The organism is Brevibacterium album DSM 18261, from assembly GCF_000426445.1.
Taxonomy (GTDB): domain Bacteria; phylum Actinomycetota; class Actinomycetes; order Actinomycetales; family Brevibacteriaceae; genus Brevibacterium; species Brevibacterium album.
Window position 1 is genome coordinate 229,616 of sequence record NZ_AUFJ01000012.1, and the last position, 17,752, is coordinate 247,367.

14 protein-coding genes are annotated in these 17,752 nt (G+C 72.1%); 3 read left to right on the top strand and 11 right to left on the bottom strand.

The window, feature by feature from the left end:
* The first annotated feature begins 64 nt into the window (after nt 1-64).
* Nucleotides 65-1,213, top strand: coding sequence for a C45 family autoproteolytic acyltransferase/hydrolase (locus K318_RS0109925; RefSeq protein WP_029089377.1), 1,149 nt, complete (start codon nt 65-67; stop codon nt 1,211-1,213).
* 107 nt (nt 1,214-1,320) lie between these two features.
* A complete protein-coding gene (locus tag K318_RS0109930; RefSeq protein WP_029089378.1) occupies nt 1,321-2,370 on the top strand; it encodes an aldo/keto reductase in 1,050 nt (349 codons plus the stop codon).
* Between the two features lie 6 nt (nt 2,371-2,376).
* Here the strand turns inward: K318_RS0109930 and K318_RS0109935 are convergent, their stop codons facing one another.
* The 6 genes from K318_RS0109935 to K318_RS0109960 all read right to left on the bottom strand — a co-directional run bounded on the left by K318_RS0109935 (nt 2,377) and on the right by K318_RS0109960 (nt 10,094).
* Entirely contained in the window at nt 2,377-3,237 is an 861-nt protein-coding gene (locus K318_RS0109935) for an SDR family NAD(P)-dependent oxidoreductase (RefSeq protein WP_245579842.1), read from the bottom strand.
* 89 nt (nt 3,238-3,326) lie between these two features.
* The gene (locus K318_RS0109940) at nt 3,327-4,460 is read right to left on the bottom strand and encodes an LLM class flavin-dependent oxidoreductase (RefSeq protein WP_084499976.1); all 1,134 of its coding nucleotides are present in this window, start codon (nt 4,458-4,460) and stop codon (nt 3,327-3,329) included.
* A gap of 52 nt (nt 4,461-4,512) precedes the next feature.
* Complete coding sequence (locus K318_RS0109945; protein ID WP_051297842.1) at nt 4,513-6,315, bottom strand: dipeptide ABC transporter ATP-binding protein; 1,803 nt, start codon at nt 6,313-6,315, stop codon at nt 4,513-4,515.
* 134 nt (nt 6,316-6,449) lie between these two features.
* Nucleotides 6,450-7,352 (bottom strand): ABC transporter permease, encoded by a 903-nt coding sequence (locus K318_RS20865; protein WP_051297807.1) that lies wholly within the window; start codon nt 7,350-7,352, stop codon nt 6,450-6,452.
* Nucleotides 7,349-8,392, bottom strand: a complete 1,044-nt coding sequence (locus K318_RS20870) for an ABC transporter permease (RefSeq protein WP_084499977.1) — start codon at nt 8,390-8,392, stop codon at nt 7,349-7,351. Before K318_RS20870 ends, K318_RS20865 begins: the two co-directional genes overlap by 4 nt.
* A 70-nt stretch (nt 8,393-8,462) precedes the next feature.
* The gene (locus K318_RS0109960) at nt 8,463-10,094 is read right to left on the bottom strand and encodes a TIGR04028 family ABC transporter substrate-binding protein (protein ID WP_029089382.1); all 1,632 of its coding nucleotides are present in this window, start codon (nt 10,092-10,094) and stop codon (nt 8,463-8,465) included.
* Between the two features lie 970 nt (nt 10,095-11,064).
* Between K318_RS0109960 and K318_RS0109965 the strand changes: the two genes are divergently transcribed.
* The gene (locus K318_RS0109965) at nt 11,065-11,367 is read left to right on the top strand and encodes a hypothetical protein (protein ID WP_029089383.1); all 303 of its coding nucleotides are present in this window, start codon (nt 11,065-11,067) and stop codon (nt 11,365-11,367) included.
* 91 nt (nt 11,368-11,458) lie between these two features.
* Here the strand turns inward: K318_RS0109965 and K318_RS0109970 are convergent, their stop codons facing one another.
* The 5 genes from K318_RS0109970 to K318_RS23705 form a co-directional block, all read right to left on the bottom strand.
* Nucleotides 11,459-12,376: a fumarylacetoacetate hydrolase family protein gene (locus K318_RS0109970; protein ID WP_029089384.1), complete on the bottom strand. Its 918-nt coding sequence runs from the start codon at nt 12,374-12,376 to the stop codon at nt 11,459-11,461.
* Nucleotides 12,373-13,455, bottom strand: coding sequence for a ketopantoate reductase family protein (locus K318_RS20875; protein WP_169721457.1), 1,083 nt, complete (start codon nt 13,453-13,455; stop codon nt 12,373-12,375). The genes K318_RS0109970 and K318_RS20875 overlap by 4 nt, the downstream gene beginning before the upstream one ends.
* A gap of 101 nt (nt 13,456-13,556) precedes the next feature.
* Entirely contained in the window at nt 13,557-14,771 is a 1,215-nt protein-coding gene (gene dctP / locus K318_RS0109980) for a TRAP transporter substrate-binding protein DctP (protein WP_029089385.1), read from the bottom strand.
* Nucleotides 14,772-14,808: 37 nt separating this feature from the next.
* Nucleotides 14,809-16,416, bottom strand: a complete 1,608-nt coding sequence (locus tag K318_RS0109985; protein WP_051297809.1) for a class I adenylate-forming enzyme family protein — start codon at nt 16,414-16,416, stop codon at nt 14,809-14,811.
* Nucleotides 16,417-16,535: 119 nt separating this feature from the next.
* Nucleotides 16,536-17,702, bottom strand: coding sequence for a PucR family transcriptional regulator (locus K318_RS23705; protein WP_169721458.1), 1,167 nt, complete (start codon nt 17,700-17,702; stop codon nt 16,536-16,538).
* Nucleotides 17,703-17,752: the final 50 nt, after the last annotated feature.

Here is a 17,752-nt window from a genome sequence, read left to right on the forward strand (position 1 = left end):
GAGTCACGTCCGTGGGATGATGCGGAGGAGGCCGCAGTCGTTCCACACGAGCAGAGGAGCACCCATGGATCTCGTCGCCTTCCGCACGGACAGCCCCGCCCCCGAGGTGCGGGGCCGGGAGATCGGTCTGCGCTTCGGTGCGGAGATCGCCCGCAGCGCACAGCTGTACCGAGATCTGTACCGGGACCGCGGGATCGCCGAGGCGACGGTGGACCGGGTGATCCGCGGCTGTCAGGAGGCGCTCGCGGAATGGGACCCGGAGCAGTTCGCCGAGCTCGAGGCGATGGCGGACGCGGCGGCGGAAGCCGTGGGGAGCAGCTCGGCCGCCGCGGGCCAGGAGGCGGGCAGTGCGCCCGGAGACAGCCTCGGGCGCGGAGCTCCGCTCGATGGCGTCATGGCGGTGACCGCGCGCACCGAGATTCTCGCGACGCTGGGCCGGGAGGCCCCGGGGGAGTGCTCCACCGCGGTCGTGCTGCCGCCGGGCAACGCCGCGCCGTGGACGCTCCAGACCTGGGACTGGTACGCGGAGCTGGTGCCGCAGGGGCTCGTCCTCGAGTACACGAGCGGCGCAGGCAGGGGAGTGCGCACCTTCACGGAGTTCGGGGCGCCGGCGAAGATCGGGGTGAACGATGCCGGGCTGGGCGTGCACTTCAACATCCTGCACCACGACTCCGACCACGATGGGGGAGGTGTGCCAGTCCACGCCGTGGCCAGGCGGGTGCTCGACCGTGCGAGCACCGTGGCCGAGGCCGTGGAGATCGCACGTTCGGCCCGGGTGAGTGCGTCCACCGTGCTCACGGTGGTGACGCGGGAGCCGGATGCGGTGAGCATCGAGCTGTGCCCGGAAGGCGTGGGCGCGGTGCGGTCATGGACGGGAGGGACGGTGCCGGGGACCCGGGTGCTGCTGCACACCAACCACTTCCTCGCCCCGGAGCTGGCGGACGGTGACCGGGCGACGGCGAAGCTGACCGCGGAGCGCTATGCGCATCTGCGCGAGCGCAGCCATGGGCTGGACGTGCCGTCGAGCTCCGCCGGGCTGGCCCGGGCGCTGTGCGGACCGGACGGCGAGGGGGCTCCCATCTGCATGCGCCCGGTGCCGGGCGGTGCGCCGGAGGAGCAGGGGGAGACACTGCTGACGGTCTCCCTCGACGTGGAGCAGGCGACGATGGACTGCCTGGCCGGCAGCCCGATGGAGTACGCGCAGGCGAGGTGAGGGGCGTCGTCCCCGCTTCCCGCCCCTTGCCTTCGAGTGCACTCCAGGACGTACGCTCCCGGTACGGCGGCCGGATCCCCGGCGCCCCCTGCGAGGATGGAGCACACATGAGCACGAAGACAGCACTCGGCGATCTGCAGGTCTCGCCCATCGGCTACGGCTGCATGGCGCTCTCCCACGTCTACGGCGGCGGCCTCACGGAAGCGGAGGCGCGAGCCGCCCTGCATGAGGCCATCGACGCCGGCATCACCTTCCTCGACACGGCGGACGTCTACGGCGAGCCGCGACCTGGAAGCACCGGCCCGGCAGGCACCAACGAGGAGATGCTCGCCCCGCTGCTGGCCGAACGCCGCGGTGACGTCCAGCTGGCCACGAAGTTCGGCATCGCCGGCGACACCGTCGCACGCAGCGGCGACGACGGTGCGCCCCGCGTGGCCGCGAGCGGTGTGAACGGCCGCCCGGAGTACGTCCGCACCGCGAACGAGGCCTCCCTGCGGCGCCTCGGCGTCGAGACGATCGACCTCTGGTACCTCCACCGGCCGGACCCCGCCGTGCCGATCGAGGAGACGGTGGGCGCCATGGCAGAGCTGGTCGCACAGGGCCGGGTCCGGCACCTGGGCCTGTCCGAGGTCACGGCCGAGGAGCTCCGCCGTGCCCATGCGGTCCACCCCATCACGGCCGTCCAGTCGGAATGGAGCCTGTGGTCGCGGGACGTGGAGGCCCATGTGCTGCCGGCCTGTGCGGAGCTGGGGATCGGCTTCGTGCCCTACAGCCCGCTTGGACGCGGTTTCCTCACAGGCACCCTGACCAGGGAGGACGTCGCCGGGGACTTCCGCGGCGGGACAGCCCGCATGGGCGAGTCCTGGGACGCGAATCAGGCTGCCCTGTCGCTCGTGAGCGAGATCGCCGAGGCCGTGGGCGCCTCGAACTCGCAGGTGAGCCTCGCGTGGCTGTTCGCGAAGGGGAGGGAGTTCGGCGTGCCGACGGTGCCGATCCCCGGATCGCGGCGCGCTGCGCGCATGATCGAGAACCTCGCGAGCACGCGGGTGGAGCTCACGCACGAGCAGGTCGCGCGCCTCGACGCCGTGGCCGGCCTGGTCCGCGGCACCTGGAACATCCACGAGAACCCCGCCTGGATCAGCTCCGGGAGGGAATGAGCGCCCTCACTCGCGAGGGCGGACCCACACCTCGCTGATCGAGGCCTCGGCGGGGGCGTCGACGACGTGCCGCACGGAGCGCGCCACGCTCTCCGGCTCCAGGCGCACGTCCCGCTCCTGCACCGGGTAGGAGTGCTCCAGGCTGTTCATCGGGGTGCGGGTGGGGCCGGGGGCCACGGTGGAGACGCGCACGCCGTCGCCGGCCACCTGCTGCCGGAGGCCGTCGGCCAGCGCCTGCACTGCGTGCTTCGCGGCGGAGTACACGGTGTGGAACGGCACGGACGTCCGCGAGGCCCCCGATCCGATGAACACGACCGTCCCCTTCGCAATCCGCAGCCACGGCAGCAGCACGCGGGTGAGCTCCGCCGGCCCCACGACGTTCGTGGCCAGCGACTCCCGCCAGTCCTCGATCGTCGCGTCCTCGACGGTGAACCGCCGGGCGACCGCCGCATTGTGCACGAGGACGTCGAGGCGGCCGAAGGGGCGGACCTCCTCGTCGAAGATCACCTCGAGCGCCGCCGGCTCCTCCAGGTCCGCGAGCACCGGGATGACGCGTGCCGGGCTGCCCGTCACCGCGGCATTGCCCGCGCCCTGTGCCTCACCCCCGCCGTGCATCTCCTCCGCGAGCTGCGCGACCGCGCTGAGCCGCGGCCAGTCCCTGCCCACCGCGATGACCACATGGTCGCGGGCGAGCTCCTTGACGATCGCCGCCCCGATGCCGCTCGATCCGCCCGTCACCACCGCCACCTTCTGCGGGGAGCGCGGGCGGAAGTCGTTGAACTCGACGACATCGGCCTCCTGATCCTCCATGCCCGCGGGCACCGAGTCGGCGGGGGCGATGGAGCGGGGGAACGGGTTCTCAGGCATACACGCATTCTCTCAGTTCGGCGTCACGACTGCGGGACGCGCGGCTCTGGCGGGTGACGCCGCCGGGCGGTTCTGCGGCGGGGACACGCTCAGCGCCAGCCGAGGGCCGGGAACACCTCGCCGGCCAGCAGCTCCAGTGAGCGCATGGTCTCGGCATGGGTCGCGGGCACGGAGTGGACCTGGAAGGAGACGTCCGTGACGAGGCCCGCCGCCGGATCGAGCGTCTGCTCTGCCGCGAGCCCGTCCGCCACCTCCTCGGCGGTCCCGGCGAAGGTGTTGGTCACCCGCAGCACTTCCGCATCGCTGAGCCCCTCCACCGTGCGTCCGATGAGCCGCGGCGCCTCCTCCCGCAGTCCCGCCGCCGTGCGCGCGATGATCTCCTCCCGGTGGGCGGCATCCGTGACGAATGCCGTGCGCGAGGCGAGCACCCGCCTCCGCGCGCCCGCCGGCAGCGCCGCATCGTAGGCGGCGATCACGGGTCCCTGCAGATCGAGGAGGTCCCATTCCGGGTGCTCCTCCGGCCGCGGCTGCGAACGCGAGAGCATGAGCCCGTCCCCGCCCGCCCCCGCGTGCGCGCCTCCGCCTTCGGAGAAGGTGGCCTGCCAGATGCGCCCGGCCAGGGGAGGCGCGGCAGAGCCCGCCGCCGAGGCCGCCCCCGGGAGCTCCGCGACGGTCGGATAGAGCGCGTGCCCTGCTGCAGCCGCGTCGCCCGCGAGCAGCCCGCGCAGCACGGCCAGCTTCTCCGCCATGAGCTCGCGGCGCTGAGCGAACTCCGCCCCGAACGCCGGGAACGAACGCGGATTCCCGCCCGAGCCCAGACCCAGCTCCACGCGGCCGCCGGAGAGCAGATCGAGGACTGCGGCATCCTCGGCGACGCGCACCGGGTTCTCCATGGGAAGGGTGACGATGGCGGTGCCGAGGCGGATCGAGCTCGTCCGCTGCGTCGCCGCGCTCAGGAGGACGAAGGGTGAGGGGAGCCCGCCCTCGGCCCGGTGGAAGTGGTGTTGGGCGACCCAGGCGGTCTCGAAGCCCAGCTCCTCCGCGTACGCGATCTGCTCGAGCGCGTGTCGGTAGCGGCCACCGGCCGCCTCGTCCTCCATGAGCCGGGTGAAGAACCCCAGCCGGAGGGGCCGCGCCTCCGGAGGCGCGGCCTCCGCGGACGTGCCCTCTGCGGCGCCTGTCCCCGTAGGAGTCCTCTGCGCGGACGCGCGTCGCTCCGTCATCCTCGTCTCTCCCAACCCCGTCTCCTCATTTTCGTCCCTCGGCCGCTCACGCTCAGATCGACAGCGCCTGGTGGTCGAGGACCTGGGTCTCCAGCGGTCGGGGAATGGCTCCCAGGAGGCGCTTCGTGTACGCCTCCTGCGGCTGTGAGAACACCCGGCCCACCGGACCGGACTCCACCAGCCGTCCCGCCGACATCACCGTCACGGTGTGCGCCACCTGCCGCACCACCGCGAGGTCGTGCGAGATGAACACGTACGTGAGCCCCAGCTCCCGCTGCAGCCCGTCGATGAGCTCGAGGATCTGCGCCTGGACGGTCACGTCGAGGGCGGAGACGGCTTCGTCGAAGACGACGAGCTCCGGCTCGATCACGAGCGCCCGGGCGATGGCCACGCGCTGCAGCTGCCCGCCGGAGAGCTCGCGCGGACGCCGTGCGGCCAGCGAGGGATCGAGCGCCACCCGGTCGAGCGCGCGGGCCACGAGCCCCTTCCGCTCCGCCTTGGATCCGATCCGGAAGTTCCGCAGCGGCTCCTCGATGCTCGAGCCCACGGAGTGCACGGGATCGAGGGCGCTCGCCGGGTTCTGGTGCACGAGCTGCACCGTCCGCCTGAACGCGCGCAGACCCCGGCGATCGAGGCGGGTCGCATCGAGCTCGCCCACCCGGATCGCGCCCGACTGAGGTGTGAGGAACCCCGTCAGGGCCCGCCCGATCGTCGACTTCCCGGAACCCGATTCGCCCACCAGCCCCAGCGTGGTGCCGCGCTCCACCGTGAACCCCACGTCCTCGATGCCGATGATCTGCTCGCCGGCGTCGGCATCGTGCTCGTCCCGCGGCACGCGCGCGTACACCTGGGTCAGGCCGCTCACCTCGACGAGTGGGCGCGCCTCACCGCCGGCCCCAGCCGAGGTGCCGGAGTCCTCGCCGCCCGAGGCTGCAGCCACCCCGTCGGCCGCCTCGTCGGCCCCACCGGCCGTTCCACCATCCCCGCCCAGTGCCAGCAGGGACTGCATCGAGGGGGCATCGGCCAGCAGCCGGCGCGTGTACGCGCTCTCCGGGTGCCGCAGCAGGCGCGAGGCCGGCCCGCTCTCCTCGACGTGGCCGCGCCGCACCACCAGCAGCGCGTCGGCGCGCTCGGCGGCGACCGCGAGATCGTGCGTGATGAAGAGGATGCCGGTGCCGGCTTCGCGCCGCAGCTCGTCGAGCAGGTCGAGGATGCGCTTCTGCACCGTGACGTCGAGCGCGCTCGTGGGCTCGTCGGCGATGAGCAGCTGCGGATCCACCGCGATCGCCGCGGCGATGAGCGCACGCTGCCGCATGCCGCCGGAGAGCTCGTGCGGGTACTGGTCCGCGCGCATCGCGGCGCGGTCGATCCCCACCCGGTCCAGCAGCTCGACCACGCGTGCGCGCCGCGCCTCCGCACTCAGCGCGGTGTGCAGGCGCAGGGACTCGGCCACGTTGGCGCCCACCGTCTTCACCGGGTTGAGCGAGGTCCCGGGATCCTGCGGGATGTATCCGATCCGCCGCCCGCGCACCCGCTTCCATTCGCGCGGCGAGAGCGCACCGAGGTCCAGCTCCGGCTCCTCACCGTACGTGCCCAGGACGACTGTGCCATCCGTGACCTGCGCATTCTCAGCGAGCAGCCCGATCACCGCCGAAGCCGTGGTCGTCTTGCCCGAGCCGGACTCGCCCACGACCGCGGTCATCGAACCGGGCCGGATGGTCAGGCCCACGTCCCGGAGCGCGGGAACGGACTCGCCGCTGCGGGTGCGGTAGTCGATGCTGAGGCCCGAGACCGTGAGCACGGGGGGCTGCGCGTGCGCGCCGGCCGTCTCGGCGAACTCCTCCGGGTACTCGATCGAGTAGTCGGTGCCGATGGCGCTGCCGCGGCTCCTCGGATTTTCACTAGGGGTCCTTGTTTTCCCCCTGGTGGCGGAGTGAGGGGATGCCGATCCCGTCGGATCAGCGCCGGCCGCCTGCCTGTTCTGCTCGCTCACTGCGCTGCCTCCCTGAGTGCGGTGCCCAGCCGGTGGGTGGACACGACGACTGCCATGACGATGAGTCCCGGCAGGACCGTGAGCCACCAGGCGGTGGCGACGAAGTTGCGGCCCTCGGCGATGATGAGCCCCCATTCCGGTGCGGGCGCCGGGGTGCCGTAGCCCAGGAAGCCCAGGGTGGAGATCTGCAGGATCGCGCTGCCGATCTGCAGGACCGCCAGTGCGAGCACGGCGCTCACCGCATTGGGCAGGACGTGGCGGAACAGGACGGACCAGTAGGTGCCGCCCGAGCCGTAGGCAGCCTGGACGTAGTCGGCCTGCATGATCGTGACCGTCTGCGCCCGTGCGAGTCGGGCGAACTGCGCGATCGCGGCGATGCCCACCGCGATCGCGGCATTCACAGTGCCGAAGCCCAGGACGATGACGATCGTGAGGGTGAGCAGCAGGGCCGGGATGGACAGCAGCACGTCGACGATGCGCATGAGCACATCGCTCACCCAGCCGCCGCGGGAGCCGGCGATGAGCCCGATCGCCGACCCCACCACGAGGCCCACCGCCACCGCGATGAGGGCCGCGAGCAGGGAGCGCGAGGCGCCGTGGACCACACGCGAGTAGACGTCCCGGCCGATCTGATCGGTGCCGAACCAGTGCTCGGCGCTGGGCGCGAGCAGCGAGGCCGTCTCACCGCCGTCGATGGGATTGTGCCCGGTGAAGAGGCCGGGGACCAGGGCCCAGAGGATCGTGACGCCCAGGACGACGGCCGCGATGAGCGTCGTGATGCGGGGCAGGCGGAGCCGCGTGCCCAGGCCTGCCGGGCGTGCACCTCCGTGGGCAGGGGTGCCCGAGGCCGGTGCCGCCGTCCCCGCGGACGGTGGGGTGTGTGCGGTGGATGCGCTCATGCGCGGATCTCCTCTTCCTGATCGGCGCGGTCCGCTCCGGTGCGGGAGGGGCCTGTCCCGGACGCCTGTGCGCGGGCGCCGAGCCTGCGGCGGGCCGCCGCGCCCACCCGACCGCGGTGGCGCAGTCGCGGATCGACCACGGGATAGAGCAGGTCGACGAGCAGGTTGACGAGCACGAAGCCCACCGTCGCGATGACGACCACTGCGAGGAGGACGGGGTTGTCCCGGTTGGCCACGGCCTGTGCCGTGAGTGCGCCGATCCCGGCTCGGCCGAACACCGTCTCCGTCACCACAGCGCCTGCGACGAGCTCGCCGAACAGCAGACCTGCGATCGTGAGCGCCGGGAGCATGGCGTTGCGGATGACCGAATGGACGAGCATCCACGCCTCACCCGCTCCCTTGGCCCGGGTGACGTGGACGAAGGGCTGTGCCCGCACCTCGGCGATGGCCCGGATGAGGATCTGCGCGAGCGGAGCCGACAGCGGGATCGCCAGGGTGAGAGTGGGCAGGATGAGGGACTCGAGCGGTCCCGGGCTCACCATCGTGACCCAGCCCAGCTGGAAGCTCAGCACCTGGATGATGACGATGCCCAGCCAGAAGACGGGCACGGAGATGAAGAGGCTCGGCGCGGAGTCGAAGGCGGAGGCGAGCCAGCGCGGCTTCCCGTAGGAGGCCAGCACCGCGACGGCCACCGCCAGCACCACGGCGGCGGCGAAGCCGGAGACCGCGAGCAGGGCCGTGGACGGCAGAGCGGAAGCGACGAGCGTGGAGACTGCGGCACCTGAGTTGACGGAGTAGCCGAGGTCGCCGGTGAGGAAGCCGGACAGCGACTGCCAGTACTGGACGTACCAGGGCGCATCGGCGCCGTAGGACTGGCGGATCGCCTCGACCTGCTCGCCGGAGAGCCCGAGCGCGGGATTGGCGTACCGGGCCAGCACCCCGTCGCCGGGCAGGATCATGAGCAGCATCGAGGCGGCGGTGTAGGCGAGGAACAGGACGAGCAGCGCCTGTCCGAGCCGGCCCGCGAGGTACACGGCCATGGGCGGAATGCCGCCCCGCGCGGTGCGGGCAGGCGGTGGGTTCTGTGCGGATGTCATATGAGGGCTTTCGTCAGTCTGCGAGCCAGACGGAGTAGAAGGCGGGACGGCCCACGGGCTCGGTGGAGAAGTCCCGGACGCGGCGGCGGAAGCCGAACACCTGCGGCTCCTCGAACAGCGGGACGACCAGTGCCTGGTCGATGAAGTGCTCCTGGAGCTCGGCGGCCGCGGCGGCCCGGTCCTCGGCGGAGGCGGAGCCGGTGATGCGGTCGAGGATCTCCTGGGTGCGCTCGTCGCCCCACTCGCCGGTCTCCTCGTCGTGGTTGAGGAACGCATCGCGGTTGGCGACCGACCACTGGCTGGCGAGGACGTCGTAGTCGGCGCGGGCGACCATCGAGTGGTAGACCTGCACGCGGTCGAGCTCGAGGCTGTCGATCGTCTGCTGTGCGTAGTCGCCCTCGTTGATGGTGAGGTGCACGCCCACGCGGGCGAAGTCCTCCTGCACCAGACTCATCACCTCACGGGAGCGGGGCTGCGGATGGGCGATGTTGACGCGGAGGGTGAGCGGTTCGCCGTCTCGCGTGCGGTGCCCGGACTCGGTGCGCTCGGTCCAGCCGGCCTCGTCGAGGAGCGCATTCGCCCGGTCCGGATCGAAGGCCCAGGCCCGAGGCGCTGCGACGTAGCCGGCCGCGCCCTGGGCGAGGACGCCGGTGGCCTTGGGGTAGTTGTCCGTGAAGAGCTTGGCGACGATGCGGTCGCGGTCGATGGCGTGCGTGAGCGCTCGGCGCACCGTGACGTCCGCCAGCAGCGGGTGCCGGGAGCGGAAGCTCAGGCCGTTGTTGATGCCGTTGGTGGGCTGGGCGTAGAGCCGCAGCCCCTTCTCCTCCACGCGTGCCTCGTCCGGGGCCTCGACTCCGCGCACCCCGTCCGCCTGGCCGGAGACCAGCGCGCCGATCCGCACCGAGTACTCGCCGTTGACGAGGTAGTCGATGCCGTCGAGGAAGGCCCTGCCCTGGTGCTCGAGGTGCGGCGGGGCCCAGTCGTAGTCCTCGCGGACCCGGACGGACAGGCGGGTGCCCACCTCCTCCTCGGCGACGGTGAAGGGGCCCGAGGTGACGATGCGGGTGGCGCTGCCGGGCCCGAACCCCTCCGCGTCGAGCTCCAGCGTGCTGTTCGCGACGAGCCCGGCGTTCATCGTCGCGGTGGCCTGCGGGAAGCCCGGGGCAGGTGCGTCGAAGCGGAAGACGACGGTGCGCTCGTCGAGGACCTCGGAGCCGGCGTAGTTGGTGATCTGCTCCGAGACGGGCAGCGCGCGGGCGTTGTCGCCGCGGCCGTAGAGGTCGAAGTTCCGCGCCACGTTCTCCGCGTCGAGCGGGGTGCCGTCCGAGTGCGTGACTCCCGTCCGGAGCCGGAAGGTGAACTCCGTCGCGTCCGCGTTCGCCTCCGGCAGCGCCTCTGCGATCCACGGGTGGAGCTCGAGGGTCTGCGGGTCCTGGAAGAGGAGGCGGTCGGTGATGTTGTTGACGATGCCGCCGTTGGGGTAGAAGCCCGCGGACGGCGGGTAGAGGGTCGTCCACGTCTGGGGCTCGAAGTACCGCAGCACCCCGCCGGGGGCGGGCCGGCCGCCGGACAGCGGGGCGGTGTCGTCCGGGGTGCAGGCGGCCAGGGCGAGCAGGGCGCCGAGGCTCAGCCCGCCGCCCAGCAGCGCACGCCGGGTGGGGAGGTGCGCTGCGGAGCGGGGCCGCTCTGCGGCGGCACCCGCGAGCGGGGCCTGACGCAGGAGTGCGTGCGGGGAATGCGGGTGAGAGGGCACGGAGGTGTCTTTTCGTCCTGAGGTGGGAGTGGGCGGGAGGATGCTGGAGGAACTGGGCGCTGCGGGCCGGGGGAGTCGACGCGGGCCGGGGGACCGGGCGCTGGGTGCTGCGGGCCGGGGCACCAGGGCGGCACAGCCCTGCTCACACCCGGCCTCTCCGGCTGCCCTCACCCGACCTGCCTGAGCCATGTCCGTGCACAGGAGGGACTGCACGCCCTGTACGCAGACGCAGCTTGCAGACGGGGGTGCCGCTGTGGCGCGGAGGAGGCCCGGAGACGAGGCTCAGTGCGCGGGCGGGACCGGTGCGAGATTCGCCGCGGAGCTGCGTCCGGCGCGGGGCGGGAGCAGCCTGGGGGCGAGGCGCAGATCAGGAGCCTTCAGCGCGGAGGCGGCCTCAACAGGAGGTGGAGGTGACGAGCATGAGGTCGATGTGCAGGCGGCGCCAGCACATCTTCCAGGCAGGGGTCATCGAAGTCGTCACGCCCCTGATTCAAGCCCGTAGCGGACACGGAGTCAACTCTGCTCCCGTGCTCCGGACCGCAGGCGACGGTGTGTGACGGGGCGTGACGGGGCTCCGGGGTGTGAGGGACGCAGGCGCGCGACGGTGTGGGGGACGCAGGCGCGGGACCGGGACACGGTGCCCCCTCGCTACGTGGTGCCCGCCCGCGACAGTGCACCTGCCCGTGACAGTGCGCCTGCCCGTGACAGGGCACCTGACCGCGACAGGCCGCGGAGCGCGGACGGCCTCCCCCGGCAGGGAAGCCTGAGAGTTCGCAAGGGCATCTGTTGCGGCGGCGGGCGAGGAGGTAGCGTCGGAGTCAGCGCCCGCAGGGGCGGATCCGCCGATCATCGGGAGGACGTCATGGCAGAGCAGGACGCACGCGAGAACAGGACGCACGCGGATACTCATCAGCGGACGACGGACGGCGGCCCCGTGCGGAGGCGCGGCGGCGAGGAGCCCAGCGGCAATGAGGCGCTCGATGCCGTGCACGAGACCGTCCGGGACGTCCTGGGCGATGCCGAGGTCGACTACACCGCAGAGGTGGGCGACACCCCCGTCGACGAGGAGCGGCTGCAGGAGCTCGCCGAAGAGCACGGCGACGTCATCACCCGGAACCCGGACGGGACGCACACCGTCACCGCGAAGACCCGCGACGGGGAGTGAGTCCTCGGGACCGGCCCGCACTCCTACAGCCACTGCCCAGTTCAGTCGCCGCCTCGGCTCGGCGACCGTCCCGGTTCGGTGACCACCCAGCTCAGTGACCGCTCGAGAGCGGGTGCCTCGGCAGCGCCGGGGCGATCGTCTGCCGGGTCGAGCCGAGGAGGTCGATCGAGGTCTCCACGACGTCCCCGGGCTGGAGGTAGCGGCTGAACTTCTCCGAGCCCGTCCGCTCGTGCTCGACGAGGCAGCCGCCGCCCACCGTGCCGGAGCCCAGCACCTCGCCGGCCGAGAGGGTCGTCCCGCGCGCGGCGTACGCGATGACGTCCCCCACATTCCAGTTGATGGTGTTCCAGTTGCCGTCGGCGATCTGCTCACCGTTGACCCATGCCCGCATGGCGATGTCGTAGGAGAGGCCGGACTCGCGGCCGGCGAACTCGTCCGTCGTGACGAAGTAGGGCCCCAGCGTGGTCGCGGAGTCCTTGCCCTTGGCCGGACCCAGCCGCAGCTGCATCTCCTCGAACTGGAGATCGCGAGCGCTCCAGTCGAGGAAGGTGGTGTAGCCGAGCACCGCCTCGCGCGCCTCCTCCGGGGTCAGGTTCGACACGGCCCGGCCGAGCACGGCGCACAGCTCGAGCTCGAAGTCGAAGGAGGTGCTTCCGGGCGGGATCCGGACATCGTCATGGGGGCCGATGACGGCGTTGCTGTTGGTGATGTAGTAGGCGGGGAACCGGGAGTGGAGGGGGTCGAGCTCCTGTCCGGGGCTGCAGTTGCGGATGTGCTCGTGGAAGCACATGCAGTCGCGCATGGCCGGCGGGCGGAGCGGGGACGCCAGATTCCTCTCCTCGAAGGGCCGTCCGGGCTCCTGGAGTGCGGCCTCGCCGAGCGCGAGGAGGTCCTCCCCGCGCTCGATGGCCTCGGTGACGTCCGCGCAGCCCCGGATCGGGTGGAACAGCCCGTCCGCGACCAGGCCCAGCTCGCGGCCGTCTGCGACCCGCAGGCTCGCGAACCTCATCGCAGGCCCCCTGCCGTCGCCTCGGCGGTGCCGGCCGCCTCGGCGGTGACGCGGCTCAGCAGCTCCTCGAACGCGGCCACCCCGTCCGCGAACGGCGGCACTGTCCGCTCCGCCTCTCCCCGCGAGATGAGGGAGTATGCGAGGCGGTTGAACGGCACTTCGACGCCGAAGCGCTCGGCGACCTCGATCACGCGCCCGTTGATGAAATCGCGTTCGCAGTCGATGCCCTTGCGCAGGTCCTGGAGCATGCTCGCCTCGGCGTGCCGGTGCTTCTCGATCGAATCGGTGAAGAAGGCGATCCTCTGCTCCGCGGACCACTCGCCGTCGAGCAGGAACGCCTCGATGGGCGCGGGGCCCAGGGGCTCGATCTCGATCCCGGCCGCCTGCCCCGCGCGGATCCCCTCGTCGAGGAGACGGACCGCCGCCCGCATGAGCGAGGGGGTGTCGATCACCTCGCCGAACGTGCAGCCGCACGCCGCGGAGAGCCCGCTGAACGTCGAGTTGATGAGCAGCTTCGACCACTTCATGCCGATGATGTTCTCCGTGAGCCCGCAGTGTCCCACGCTGGAGAGGATGTCTGCCGTCTCGCGGAGGCGGTCGGGGATGCTCCCGTCGAGCTCGCCGATGTCGAAGGAGTGCGCGAGCGTCTGCTCCCACGTGGTGGCGAGCTCGGACTCGCCCGGCCCGCGGTAGATCGCGGAGTAGCGCACATTGCCGGCGAGGGTGCGCCCGTGCCCGACGATCTCCGCCACGTGCTGCTCCGGCGTCCCGTTCTGCAGGGTGCAGACGATGCCCTCGGGGCTCAGCCGGCCGAGGAACGGTTCGAGCGCCTGCTCCGTGTAGACCTGCTTGGTCAGCAGGATCACGAGGTCGTACTCGCCCGTCACCTCGGAAGGCAGCTTCGCGGTGACCGGGATGAGCCGGTCGATGTGGCCCGTGATGCGCGCGCCCGTGCGATTCAGCTCCGCGACGTGTGCGGCGTTCGCGTCGATGAGCTCGACGTCGTAGCCGCGGTCCGCGATGAGCGCTCCGGCGATCGTGCCGAGGGATCCCGCCCCGACGACGGCGATTCTCTTCATGTCTGCAGCCTCCTGCGTGTCGTTGTGCGTGGGTGCGCGGGTGCACAGCCCCATCGGCTCCGTGCCGCCGGCACGGCGCCGCTGGGACCGCGCGGTCCGGCTCAGTCGGCCGGCGTCAGCGCCTCTGCGGCGAACTCGTCCATGAAGCCGCCGACGAGGGTGTCCGGGTCGCTCACCGAGGTGATTCCCTCGAGGGTCGCCTCGGGGGTGTCGTAGCCCTCGGCGGGGATGCCGGAGAGGTCCGAGAACAGTGTGCGCCATGTCTCGATGTGCGCGGTGTAGTCCTCGATGACGGCGTCCGGGTCCGCGACGCTCTCGGGTGCGCTCTCCGGGAGCTTCGCGAGCTCCTCGGCGCGGAAGTCCTCGAGCTCGGCGATGAGGTCGTTCGGCTGGGTGACGGCCACCTCGCCGCCGGGTGCGAGCACCCCTCCCTCGGCGTAGAGCTCCTGGTTCTCGGTGATGCCGGCCTTCATGTAACCGCGCAGGTATGCGGAGACGGCCTCGGTGCGCATGAACTCCTGCATCTCGGGGTCGAGCGATTCGAGCGCGTCCGTGTTCATGAGCACGGGGAGGACGGTGGGCGCGAAGGGGACCATCGCGACGTGCTTCGCGTTCTCGTAGAGGCCGAGGTCGACGGCGCCTGAGAGCGAGGTGAGCGAGCAGTCGATCGTGCCGCGGGAGAGGGCGTCGTAGGTCTCGCCCCACTCGATGGAGACCGGTGTCATGCCGAGCGCCTCGAGTTCGCGCGAGTGCGTGGGGCTGCCGGCCCGGACCTGCAGGCCCTCGGCGTCCTCGACCGACTCCACCGGCGTGTTGCACACCATGTAGAAGTAGTCGGGGATGAGGACGCCCAGCGGGGTGACGCCCATCTCCGCGTACTCCTCCGTGATCGCGGCGTCCCGGAACAGCTGGGTGTGGGCGGCCGTCCCGGCCATGGCGGTGGCGAACGGGGCGGGCCCGGCGAGCGCCGGGAGCGTGTCGGTCCACGTCGCCGTCGGCAGCTCGTTCGCGGAATAGGCGGCGGGGGAGTTCGCGAGCTCCGTGCGGCCGTCGCCCACGGCGTGGAGGAGCTCGGCGCCGCCGGCCAGCGCGCCGGTCCAGTAGTACTCCGCCTCGACCTCGCCGTCGTACTCCTCCTCGATGGCGGCGACCATCGCCTTGGCCGCCTCCCCGAGAGCGGAGTCCTCGCCGACGACGTGGGCGAAGCCCAGGGTGAGCGTGCCGCCCTCGCCGCCGTCGCTGCCCACGCTGCTGGCACAGCCGGCGAGTGCGAGGGAGAGCGCGGCGGCGGCTGCGATCTGTGCGGAAATCTTCATCGATCTTCCTTCGTGTGAGGTGGTGCGGGGATGAGGGTCAGCGGGTGCCGGTAGCCTGCGGGCTGCCCACGAGGAAGCGCCGGATCTTCCCGACGCTCGTGCGCGGCAGCGCGTCGATGATGTGCCAGGCGCGGGGGCGGGCGGCCGGTGTGAGGTTGCGGGCAGCCCAGGCGTCGAGCTCCTCGCCGCTGGGCGGGAGATCCGGGTCCGCGGGGACGATGTAGGCCTCGGGCACCGTGTCGCGGATCTCGTCGCGGACGGCGATCACCGCGGCCTCCTGCACGCCCGGCGCCTCGGCGACGGTCGTCTCGACCTCGGCGAGGCTCACGTTCTCGCCGGCTACCTTGATGACGTCGTCCGTGCGGCCGACGAAGCGGAGCCGGCCGTCCTCGTCCGCGCTCGCGAGGTCGCCCGTGAGGAGGAGCCGACTGCCGTCCTCGCCGCGGATGAGCGTGCGCGCGGTGGTGGCGGGATCGTCGAGGTAGCCCTCGAACAGGTCGACACCGGGCTCGCCCGCCACGGCGATGACTCCGGGAGAGCCGGGGGCGGCCTCGGCGAGGGTGGCGGGGTCGAGCAGGACCGTACTCCGGCCGGGGAGCGGACGCCCGATCGTCTCCGGCCGGGATGTGCCGTCCGCATCGGCGGTTGCCGCATCCGCGGTCACGGCTGCGACCGTCTCCGTCATGCCGTACAGCTGGCGGGGCGCACAGCCGATGAGGCGGGTGAAGCGCGCGTACTGGTCCGTGCTCAGCGGCTGGGCGAACCAGGCGTGGCGCAGCTCCAGCGGCTTCGCGTCCTCCGGCGTGCGCGCCAGGATCATGCGGATCGGGGCGGCGAAGAGGCTGGTGTGCGTCGCCTCCAGGGACCTGCACTGCTCGAGCCACCGGCCGGCGGAGAAGCCCGAGGCCAACGCCACCGAGGCGCCCACGGCTATCGCGGAGGCGAAGCAGTAGTACTGGGCGTTGGCGTGGAACAGCGGCAGGCTGACGAACCACCGGTGCTCCCGCTGCAGGCCTGCCGCGCGCGCCATGGGGAGACCGACCTGCGCGTAGTTGGCCTGCGTGAGCTTCACCCCCTTGGGGCGGGAGGTCGAGCCCGAGGTGAACATGACCGCGAGCCGGTCCTCCGGGCGGGGCCGGGCGTCCGTGCCGGGCTCTGCGGTGCGGGCGAGCAGCGGACCGCCGGGAGCGAGGTCCGCGGCGGTTTCCTCCAGCTCGATGACCGGCGTGCCGGCCGCTCCTTCGCGGTAGATCGCGGAGCGGGTGCGTGCGCACACCCCGAGGGCGGGGGCGACGCGCGAGACGTGGTCTGCGATGTCGCGCGCAGTCGACTCGGGATCCACCGGCACGATCCATGCGCCCAGGCGGGCGGCGGCGAGCCAGAGCGCGACGAAGGCCGGTGAGTTCCGCAGGCAGAGGTGGACGGCCGACCCGACGGTGACACCGGCCGCCTCCAGCGTCTGCTGGACGCAGGCCACGACCTCGGCGAACTCCCCGTAGCTCCACCGGGTCACGGTGCCGTCGGGGTCCATGAAGAGGAGGAAGGGCGAGTCCGCATGCGCTGTGGCTGTGGCCGACCACAGCCGGGCGAAGGTGTCCGGGAGCGGTGCGGCGGTCGGGGCGGGGCCCGGGTGGTGCGGGGGCATGCGGCGGTCTCCTGATGTCGTCGTCGACTCAGCGGTGATGTCCCTTCTGATTCTGCTGTTCGGCCCGCGCCATGACGAGAGAGCGGTCCCCAGACTTCGCGGCCCCGTTTTGTGGAGAACTACAGATCGGTCGGTTCTGTGCGCTGGTCCCAGGCCTCGAGCGCCCACGTGAGTTCGAGCAGCTCCGGCAGTGCCGTGAGGGAGCGGCCGGTGAGCTCCTGGTAGCGCTGCATGCGGTAGCGGACCGTGTTCTCGTGCACCAGCAGCTCGTCCGCGGTGCGCCGCACGTGCATGCCGGTGCGGACGAGCGAATGCAGGGTGCGCAGGAGCTCCGCTCCCGAGGCCGTCGCGGGCTGGACCGGGGTGATGCAGCGGTCGACGAGATGGGTGCTGACGACGTCCTCCTCGGCGACCGCGAGCTGCCAGCTGCGGGTCTCGAGCGTGTGGATGCGCGGCTCCGCGGTGCGCACGGAGCGCCAGATGCGCTCGGCGAGCCGAGCGGAGTCCGAGAGCTCCGTGAGCGGGACCGCCGTCCCCAGGGCGGCGGGGCCGTGCAGGTCCACTGCCGCATCGGCCCGGTGGAGTGGGGACTGCTCCGGGACCAGCCCGATGACACGGTCGCCGACCTGGGCGAGCAGGGCGGGTGCCCGCGGGGCCGTGCACGCGCGCTCCAGCTGCGTGAGGAACTGCTCGTGCCGCCCGTGCGGGGCGCGCGTGATGAGGACGGCATGGGGCTGTTCGGGGTCGAGGCCGAAGCGCACTGCGCGATGCAGCGTGTGGGCCTCGCCGATGCGGTCCTGCAGGAGATCGACGACGAGGGAGGACCGTTCGACGGACCGCTGCACGGCCTCGGCGCCGGCGTGCTCCCGGTACTCCGCGGCTGCACCGGCGACGAACCAGTCGCCGACCTCCCACAGCAGGGTGGACCCGGTCAGCGTCTCCTCGGGCGCGAGGCCGTGCTCCTGCGCGAGCGTGAGGAAGCGGGCATGGGTGAGGCTGAGGCAGATGCGGTAGGCCCTGATGATGTCCTGGATCGGGACCCCGCGCTCGATCCTGTCCCTGGTCGTTCGCCGGTCCTCGCCCTCCTGTGCCCGGGTGGGGGCGCTGCGGCTGATGAGCGTGTCGACTCCGCGGCTCACATTGGTCCGGGCGGATGCGAGGATCTCCTCCCGCGGCACCGCGGCGTAGGAGCTCAGCTCTGCGAGGAGCGTGTCCGCTGCGTCGTCGGCGATGGTCGCCTGGAACCCCTTGAGCCTCTCGGCGATCTCCGCGATCGTCACTGTCATGGACCAAGGGTGCCAGAGGTCTGCGAGTCGGGTGCGCGTCGCGTGACTGT

Bases quoted from the DNA above. Each gene is read 5' to 3' on its own strand.
- K318_RS0109925 (WP_029089377.1), top strand. From the start codon at position 65: ATGGATCTCGTCGCCTTCCGCACGGACAGCCCCGCCCCCGAGGTGCGG.
- K318_RS0109930 (WP_029089378.1), top strand. From the start codon at position 1,321: ATGAGCACGAAGACAGCACTCGGCGATCTGCAGGTCTCGCCCATCGGC.
- K318_RS0109935 (WP_245579842.1), bottom strand. From the start codon at position 3,237: ATGCCTGAGAACCCGTTCCCCCGCTCCATCGCCCCCGCCGACTCGGTG.
- K318_RS0109940 (WP_084499976.1), bottom strand. From the start codon at position 4,460: ATGACGGAGCGACGCGCGTCCGCGCAGAGGACTCCTACGGGGACAGGC.
- K318_RS20865 (WP_051297807.1), bottom strand. From the start codon at position 7,352: ATGAGCGCATCCACCGCACACACCCCACCGTCCGCGGGGACGGCGGCA.
- K318_RS20870 (WP_084499977.1), bottom strand. From the start codon at position 8,392: ATGGCCGTGTACCTCGCGGGCCGGCTCGGACAGGCGCTGCTCGTCCTG.
- K318_RS0109965 (WP_029089383.1), top strand. From the start codon at position 11,065: ATGGCAGAGCAGGACGCACGCGAGAACAGGACGCACGCGGATACTCAT.
- K318_RS0109970 (WP_029089384.1), bottom strand. From the start codon at position 12,376: ATGAGGTTCGCGAGCCTGCGGGTCGCAGACGGCCGCGAGCTGGGCCTG.
- K318_RS20875 (WP_169721457.1), bottom strand. From the start codon at position 13,455: ATGAAGAGAATCGCCGTCGTCGGGGCGGGATCCCTCGGCACGATCGCC.
- dctP (WP_029089385.1), bottom strand. From the start codon at position 14,771: ATGAAGATTTCCGCACAGATCGCAGCCGCCGCCGCGCTCTCCCTCGCA.
- K318_RS0109985 (WP_051297809.1), bottom strand. From the start codon at position 16,416: ATGCCCCCGCACCACCCGGGCCCCGCCCCGACCGCCGCACCGCTCCCG.
- K318_RS23705 (WP_169721458.1), bottom strand. From the start codon at position 17,702: ATGACAGTGACGATCGCGGAGATCGCCGAGAGGCTCAAGGGGTTCCAG.